General features: G+C 49.4%; 6 protein-coding genes and 1 pseudogene. 2 read left to right on the top strand and 5 right to left on the bottom strand.

The window, feature by feature from the left end:
* Positions 1-385: 385 nt before the first annotated feature.
* From C2L80_RS12350 to C2L80_RS12330, 5 genes and pseudogenes are all read right to left on the bottom strand, one after another.
* Positions 386-1,255 carry a site-specific integrase gene (locus C2L80_RS12350; protein WP_239938987.1) on the bottom strand — a complete coding sequence of 290 codons (870 nt, stop codon included), beginning with the start codon at positions 1,253-1,255 and terminating at the stop codon, positions 386-388.
* 21 nt (positions 1,256-1,276) lie between these two features.
* A pseudogene (locus C2L80_RS14705) lies at positions 1,277-1,435 on the bottom strand (Arm DNA-binding domain-containing protein); the annotation flags it as partial.
* 65 nt (positions 1,436-1,500) lie between these two features.
* Complete coding sequence (locus C2L80_RS13775; RefSeq protein ID WP_129589964.1) at positions 1,501-4,842, bottom strand: hypothetical protein; 3,342 nt, start codon at positions 4,840-4,842, stop codon at positions 1,501-1,503.
* Between the two features lie 95 nt (positions 4,843-4,937).
* Positions 4,938-5,219: an addiction module antidote protein gene (locus C2L80_RS12335; protein WP_087198711.1), complete on the bottom strand. Its 282-nt coding sequence runs from the start codon at positions 5,217-5,219 to the stop codon at positions 4,938-4,940.
* A 9-nt stretch (positions 5,220-5,228) separates the two neighbouring features.
* Complete coding sequence (locus tag C2L80_RS12330) at positions 5,229-5,528, bottom strand: type II toxin-antitoxin system RelE/ParE family toxin (protein WP_087198710.1); 300 nt, start codon at positions 5,526-5,528, stop codon at positions 5,229-5,231.
* A 1,331-nt stretch (positions 5,529-6,859) separates the two neighbouring features.
* Here C2L80_RS12330 and C2L80_RS13965 point away from each other — a divergent pair.
* Both C2L80_RS13965 and C2L80_RS12320 read left to right on the top strand, forming a co-directional pair.
* On the top strand, positions 6,860-7,321 hold the full coding sequence (locus tag C2L80_RS13965) for a DUF4145 domain-containing protein (protein WP_157941088.1): 462 nt from the start codon (positions 6,860-6,862) through the stop codon (positions 7,319-7,321).
* 172 nt (positions 7,322-7,493) lie between these two features.
* On the top strand, positions 7,494-7,961 hold the full coding sequence (locus tag C2L80_RS12320; protein WP_129589963.1) for a hypothetical protein: 468 nt from the start codon (positions 7,494-7,496) through the stop codon (positions 7,959-7,961).
* Positions 7,962-8,124: the final 163 nt, after the last annotated feature.

Raw genomic sequence — 8,124 nt, 5'->3', positions numbered from 1 at the left:
TCGGGCATGGCTCTCCTCCAATATGCTTCTTGTCTCGACAACTCGAATCATACCGGGGCGGGCCGTGCCCTCCTTCCTATCTGGACGCTATCCTGCTGTCAAAGTGCGCAAAAAATTGTACGTTACCCGTTACCATCCATTGCGAGAGTGATTTCGCGATGCGCGAGCTCGGGATGACGGTCACGACTCTCGTCGAGAAGCCTGCGCTCTATGTAGTCCTGCTTGGTGAGGCCTGAGAGCGACACGAGTGCGTCGAGCCGTCTTGCCGCATCCTCTTCCATCCTGAATGCGACGATGACGGAGCGAGTCCTCTTGCACGGGCGCTTCGCCCTACGCTTGCGGGACATGGCCCATCGCCTCATCGAGCTTCCCCGCGATCGCCCTCTCAGCGCCAGGCATCAAGTGGATATAACGGTGGCGTCACCGTCTCCCCCGCATGTCCGAGGCGCGCGGCGATCGAGGGTACCGACATGCCCATCGCCACAAGCATGGAGGCGTGGCTGTGGCGCAGATCGTGGATCCGTATGCGCCTCACCTTTGCCGCCTTAGTGCCCCTCGTCATTTCGTGGTGGAGGAGGTGCTTGGTCATGCTCGGGAATATCCTCGCGTTCGGATTCGATGTCGCGTGCATCATCAGGTACTCGTTGAGCTCCTCGGCGAGAAAAGCAGGCATGGTGACCGTCCTGTACGACTGAGGGGTCTTCGGGGGATTGAGGATATCCTCGCCTCCAATCCTCGCGACCGACTTGCTCACCCTGATCTGCGATGCCTCGAAATCGATGTCGGCAGGCGTGAGTGCAAGCATCTCCCCTACGCGGAGCCCGCACCAGAACAGGATCTCAAAGGCCAGATGGGAATAGGGCTTGTCGGCGATCGCGTCGGAGAATCGCAGGTACTCCTCCTTGGTCCAGACGTCCATCTCGTGCCTTTCCTTGGAACCGACCTTTCCGGCGATCTGGACGGGATTGCGCTCGAGCCCGTAGAAGCGGACGAGATGGTTCATGATCGCGGACAGCTGGCTGCAAAGCGTGTTCGGGTACGTTGCCGAGTACGACTTGCCCTTAGAGGTACGGCACTCCAATAGGTGGTTCTCCCAATCGATGACTGTCTTAGCATCGATGTCTCCCACGAGCATGCCCTGGAAATACGGCTTCAGCGTGCTCTCGATGTAGTAGCGCTTCTGCTCCAGTGTCGTCTCGCGCACCCTGGGCTCGGTGTCTTGGAGATAGAGGTCGCAAGCGAATCCGAACTCCATCGACGCGGCCTTCGACACTCGCTTCTTGAAGTCGCGTTCCCAGGCTTCCGCTTCGCGTCTCGTGCGAGGGCCCCGCTTTGACCTCCTTTGCGGTACGCCTCTCCAGTCCTTGTACCTGAAGTTCGCGAACCAAGTCCCGCGCTTCTCGTCTTTGTAAGCTGTCGTGGCTTCTCCTTTCACGTGTCGGACTGTGCGAAGAGAAGGATGACTTATAAAGAAGCTATAAGGAATGACTTATGACACCGTTACGTATCTTGTTCATTTGGTATGGGGCTTCCGGTGCCTTGCGTAAACGACTCAAGAATCTGAATTACCACGTTAGCAACATTGACGTCAACATACGGATCGGCTCCCCACTGGTGCATTGCTTTCGGAAGTGCAAACAGGGCGGCTTCCCTCATTCCGAGTGCAATAAGAAGACTGTACAGACTGCATCTCTGAGGGGCGGATTCGGAAATATCAGAGAAAAGCGCCTGAAAACAGTCTTCTGTCACATAAAACATCCCACCTTGTCTTGCTGTTTCCATGTCGCCTAGCGTATTCTGGTCAAGAAACGGGAAGCTTGAAGGAAGCTTATCGATCTGAGCAAGTTCAACTTGTTTCAATTTGTTAAGAAAGCCTAATGTATTTGCGCAAATTGCGCTCAGTTCTTGCTTGGCTGCAGCGTCATACTGCAATAGAGTGGCGCGTCCATCGACTGAAACCATTTTTCCAGCGCCGTATAACGAATCAGAATAATCTTGAATGTCCAGCTGCAGACGTTTTTTCGTTGATGTGGTAATGCTGCAACGACTCATGATTGGGTCACAGTCGACGCCTAGCTCTTCAAGAGCAGCCAGAAGAACAATGGCATTATAAGAGAGAAGAAACGTCTCTTCCCCTGTCATGGGAGAAGAGAAGCCTGTTTCTATTCTCCGAAATGGGACATCGTCCCCTTTGAGCACATTTAGGATAAACTCAAATGGCTTGATGGGGTAGAGCGCACACCCTGTCTCGATCCCCAGAAAAACAACTGTGCCATCGTTAACTCGAATGCCGTCAGAGTAAACATTGCTCTGCTGTTTGTGCTCTTCCATGTATTCAGAGATTTGCCGAATCACATCTTCGATGTCTCCATCAGGGGAAGAGAAGACCACCGTTGAGGGGTCTTCTGCGATTATCTCCATGGTCTTTTTTCCGATGACGTCATCTACGTTGTTTACGTCTGCAACTTCCCAGTACTCTGAGCCAAGTTGCACGCGATCTCCAACGGCATGATCTCGCATTGCAAGATATTGGGGAGATGCTGTTGTGTAGTTCTGCATCCCGAGAGCATTAACTCCTTCACTCGGAATCAAATCAGATTCCGAGTGAAACGCTACGACCAGCTGTCCCGATTCTTTGTTTTCCAAGCAAGCGCAGGTATTGTGGGCAATCTTAGTTGGTTTTTCTTTCTCGGCATCGCTCAAATGGCTGCAGCCGTATGCGGCAATTGCGCGGTGGGAGTCTGGTCTATTATCAAAAATAGCTCGTTTTAAAAGATAGTCTGCTTTTGAGTCCTTTTTCTCTCTCCGGTAATGCTCGGCAATGAGCATGTCGAGCTCTGTGCTCTTTTGATTGAGAGCATACTGCTCAACTTCTTCAGGAATATCTAACGATAGGCCAAGTGATGCATAAGCCAGGGACCGTGCTGCGTCGAGAGAGGGGCGCTTTTTGAAGGATAGCTTTGCGAACTTGAGCGCTTTAAGCTGATCGTTTGCAACAAATCCATGATACTGCGCAAGCAAGCATGTCAGCTCCGGATCATCGTTCTCCGATTGCTCCAGCAACTCGAAGAGCTCTCTTGCGAGAACCGATTTATCTAACGGTTCTTCTACAGCAAATGCGATTGACTTGAAAGCCCTTGCGGGAATTACGGATGCGAATCGTCTGACTAGGTCGATCACCTGAAAGTCACGTTCGTTTTCATGAAGATAGCAAACCCATTCTCTCGAATAGTCTGGGCACGGTAATGTCTGCCCTGCGGCCATTAGACTTAGTGCCATTTCGATATGGCTGCAGGCCTCTTCGGGGTTGCTGCTCTTAAACAGCCTGCATGCATGCAGATGAAATCGAGGGTCATTTCTGTAACAGCTTTCATAGTACTTGTACTCTTCATAAGAGACGCATGGATTCAATTTATCGACATAGAAGAGGAAGAAAAGAAAGTTGCTGACCAAAACATTCTCAGCCTCCTTCTCTACCAGTTGTTTTAACCACAACGTGCAAGAGGGATCTTTGGATATAAGTTCTTCTGCGCATGTAAAGAATGCAGGGAAAAGCTGCTTTCTCAACGACTTTTCGCATAAGTGTCTCAATCTGTCGATATCGTCGCACGTGCTTATCTCTGCTTGAAGCTGTGCGTTTGGCAGGTGTTGCAGCGCTTCCTCAGGAAGAGACGAAATGATTTCCGCTGCACTTGTTTCGCCAATCAGATCGAGAGCAACTTCAAGGATTTCTCCATATTCATGTTTTAGCGATGTGCTACCCCACAGTGGGAAATCCCCGGCAAAGTTCCTTACGTCATCAGGAGAAATAGAAGTCAATGAATACTGCATTGCTTTGCATATGCGTGAAATGTCACTATGACATTTTGCTACTGGATTAAGTCGCCCTTCGCACAATGCGAATTGATCGTCTGCGATCACGTAGGCTTTGTTCATGAATGCGAGCTCGGCATTCAAAACGCATGCAAAAGGCAAGAAAGGGGAATCTGCGGCAATCTCATATCGATTCGTTTCTTCGTTGATATTTGGATTATCAATAATCTCCCCAACAGCCTTAGCGCAATTGGCTCCTTCGTCATAGAGACCAAGAACGCAGATGGCGGTGTTCAATTGCCCTGTCGAAATTGCCAACGAAGCCAGTGAGGAAGCAAGAGGAGTTCCAATGACCTTGAAGTCCGATATATCAAAGCGTGGGTTTTCACCTTTACATAGAGAGAGGTATACAGAAAGATATTTGCCTGAAACGCTATTACTTTTATCGGTCTCAACTGCAGATTCGAAATCGGCAAACAAAACCGACCCGTCTTCTACTGCATTTATGAGTAACGTCAGCGAAGAGAAACCAAGTTGCTCTGTCAAAGATGCTGTTAGAGCATCAAACTTCGCTTCCATTTGTTTATAGCTCTGCTGAACGTCAGACTGAAGTTCTCTGGTTTCGGCGATGCCTTCTTGTATCGCTGCAGAAAGGGGTTCGTCTTTCTTGTCAATTGGCTGGAATATTACGGCGGCCACTTCATCAAAAAAATTACCTACAAGCTTTTCCGCATCAAAGAAGCGCCCTTCGGAGGGAGCCTCTTTTGAAGAGTAAAGAAAAGTATTAACTACTGCGGATTTTGCTAAGTCGCCTTTGTGGCAATGGGCAATTAGCTCTTCGCACAAAGCATTATTTTGAAATAAATCTGAAAGAGGCGCTTGTTGGAATGATACAAATGTAGACCTAGTTAGATAATCTTCTCGAATCTGATATAGCTTCCTGTTCTTTTTACAATTTTTGATTTTATCCAATAAGCTTGACAGGCCTAATTTGCTAGCAAGTGAGACAAGCGTCGAGGCTACTTCCATCCAGAGTTAATCCTTTTCTCCAAGAGTTGATTTCATATGTGGCTCCTTTTTGAGAAATAGATCCAAAGAGCTAGCGTTGCGCGTTGTTGTTGCATTCACGCAGTAGCAACATCAAGCTTAAGCCCAAACGCTTTAACGACTTTTTGCACCGTATCAAACGACGGGTTCCCTGTAGGAGACAATGCCTTGTAGAGCCCGTCTCTGGTGATACCGGTCTCCTTGGAGAGTTGGGTCATTCCCTTTGCTCGTGCGATATCGCCGAGGGCGGCGGCAACCACGGAGGTGTCGCCATCTTCGAGCGCGGCGTTCAGGTAGGCCGCCATGTCCTCTTCGGTCTCCAAGTATTCGGAGGCATCCCATTTCGTAGCCGTCTTCATGATCGTCCTCTATCCTTCGTATTCCGCATTGAGTCTTTTGGCCTTGTCGATGTCCTTCTGCTGCGAGGACTTGTCCCCGCCGATGAGCAGCAGGACAACCTCGCTTCTGTGTTGGGAGTAGTACACGCGGTACCCGGGTCCGTAGTCGATGCGTAGCTCGTAGACTCCGTCACCGACGGGCTTCGTATCGCCGAAGTTCCCCGTGAGCGAGATCCTGCGGATCCGCACGTTGATGCGCGCTCTAGCATCGGCATCCCGAAGCCGCTTCATCCATTTGATGAATTCATCTGTCTGCAGAATCTCTAACATACACAGATTGTATACTATGATATACACTTAGTCAATATCAATTTAGTTTTGCAGAAGAAACACCAGGTCAGACCTACGTGGACAATTTGTCCACGTAGGTCTGACTGATGGCTAGGAGTCTTTGCTCCAATTAGAGTTTGCATATACGCTGTACGCGATCGCAGCTAGAGCGGCTATGACGATGAAGGGAAACATTAGCCAATAGATGCGAAGCATATAGATCAATGCCGCTCCCAGAGCCATAACGGAAATCATCAAGCACACGTTGTACGTGACACTCATGCTGTGGGCATACCAATCGTCCAATTCAGATGGTTGTACTTTAGACGGCTTGTTCCAGTACCGCACATCAACATTTGCAACGACGAGCCTGCACAAAGCGACGACAGCGGCAAGGACGGCCCACACGATGAGCGTCAGCTATGGAGACCCATAAGCATCAACATCACTGTCAGCTCCCCAGCGCAGCGGCACCTCAGCGAGGGACGTGAAAATAGACGATAGCTGAAGCACAAAAGCCAACCCGAGGAGAACATTGCAAACGCGCCCCCGACGCCTCAATGCGTTCGTGATGTAGCGGTCGTTGCTATGGTTCATGCCTTTTGATCCTCCGGGAGCTGTATTCGGCTTCTCCTGCGATTGCTTCTAATGCGAGAAGCTGCTCGGGTTATTAGGCTTCAATTATCTCATTCTGGTCAACAGGACTAGCAGCGGCTGGCTTGCTCGTGAATGCCCTCACGTTCTCTGAACTCACTTTGAACTCAGGGTTTCACATTTCTGCTGGTCAGCGATTTACTCCCAAGGGTTGTGTTTATTCCTGAACTATTCCCGTCGCGTAAATTTTCGAGGGTTCGAGACGATGTACTCGGAATCCTGAACTCAAAACATTCCCGGATATAATAAAATCCCAGTTCAGAGAACTAGGATTCACTTTTAAGATTTATTCCAGACATTAAGTCTTTTTCGCATTCTTTGAAGTGAGTTCAAAACGATACTGATATTAGAAAGCAAGATTTGGACGATGGAGCACGAGATGGAACCCACGGCGCCCATAAAACAAAAAAGACCGCACGATGCGATCGAGTGGGAGTGATTCGCGAATTATGCCAAAACACGTTACCCCACAGCTCCTTCTTGACGTCTTCACCTGCCCATACTGCGATGTCACAGCTAGACAGATGTGGTACGGAAATTCGCATGCGTCTTCCGCGCACGAGGAACATGACGAAAAGACCGGCGAAACGCGCCTTTCGTTTTTCGGGGAGTGCATTACCGATAGTGCGTTCTCCGATTGGCTATTTTCAAAGTGCGAGAATTGCAAAGAAGTAGCAGTGTGGCATAGAGAAGAGATGGTGCATCCTCTCTCGTGTCCTGTCGACGAACCCAATATTGACATGCCGGAGAGCGTCCGAAGCAGGTATCTTGAAGCGTCTAGAGTAGTTGCTTTGTCGCCAACATCAGCCGCCGCGCTGCTTCGCCTCGCTTTGCAGCTTCTCTTGGAAGAAATACTGGGAGAGAGTTCAACCGGCAACATCTTTAAAGATATCAACATTCTAAAACAGCGTCCTCTTGACAGCAGTCTAATTAAAGCTCTTGACATTATCAGGATCAGCGGAAATGAATCTGTGCATCCGGGGACGCTCAACCTTGCAGAAAACAAAGATGACGCGCTCTACCTTTTCGATCTCTTAAATATGATTTGCGACCAATGCTTTACGCAACCCCGCAAAATGCAAGAAATGTATGAGAGGCTTCCGGAAAGCAAGCGCATCATCCCCATCGAAGCATCTTGAAGCCCCAGACACCAAAGAGGTAAATCTCAGAATTTGAGAACATGACAACTCGTATATTGTTTTGGATAATATGACAAATGAGATTAGCTTAGAGGCTCCCGAAGAAAGACGTTCTGTAAAAGAGGGATGACGCCAACAGCATGAATCCGATCATTGAAGCGAGCGACGAAAGTTGAACGAAACAGAGGAGAGCATTAAAAAGATTCTTGTGGGTCAGAGTCATGATCCACAAGAAGAGGAGTATGCAAAACTGGCAGAGGAGGAGGGGAACAAGTTTGACAGTCGTCTATTCTGGTTTGCGGGTGGTGTAGGAGCTTTGTCATTGGGATACTTTCAAGCAACAGGGCTTCTTCATGCGGATCTGCTGCTAGCTTGCGGATACGGCTTCTTAATCTCAGGCATGATCGTACTGCTCTTATCGCTGCAGTTCACTTCGTACCTGTACGGAGAGCTGAGCGTACAGTATCGGAGGAAAAATCTTTACCCAAGCAATCCCCAAGAGCAAAAGGACATCAAAAACAAGATCAGTAGATATGGAGCGATTGCCAACAAAGGAGTGCTCGCATTCAACATCGCATCGATGATGCTAATATCAGGTGGAGCTGCATTTTTACTTATATACTTGTTTATAAACTCTTAGGGAGAGAAGTGGAAAACAACCGTAAAGGCAAGCCGCAAGGGGGTGCGGACAAAAAGTTGGACACTCCGGTGTCCGGATTGGAGTCCGCATGTACCCGTTGGAGACCAGGGAGCTCGCCGTGGAGGCCGTCGCGGCGGGGTTCAGCCTGACCGAGGCGGCCGAG

It is taken from the genome of Rubneribacter badeniensis (genome assembly GCF_002899695.1).
GTDB lineage: Bacteria > Actinomycetota > Coriobacteriia > Coriobacteriales > Eggerthellaceae > Rubneribacter > Rubneribacter badeniensis.
Note: the sequence above shows the minus strand (reverse complement) of the source record. Positions and strands in the feature narration are given on the sequence as shown.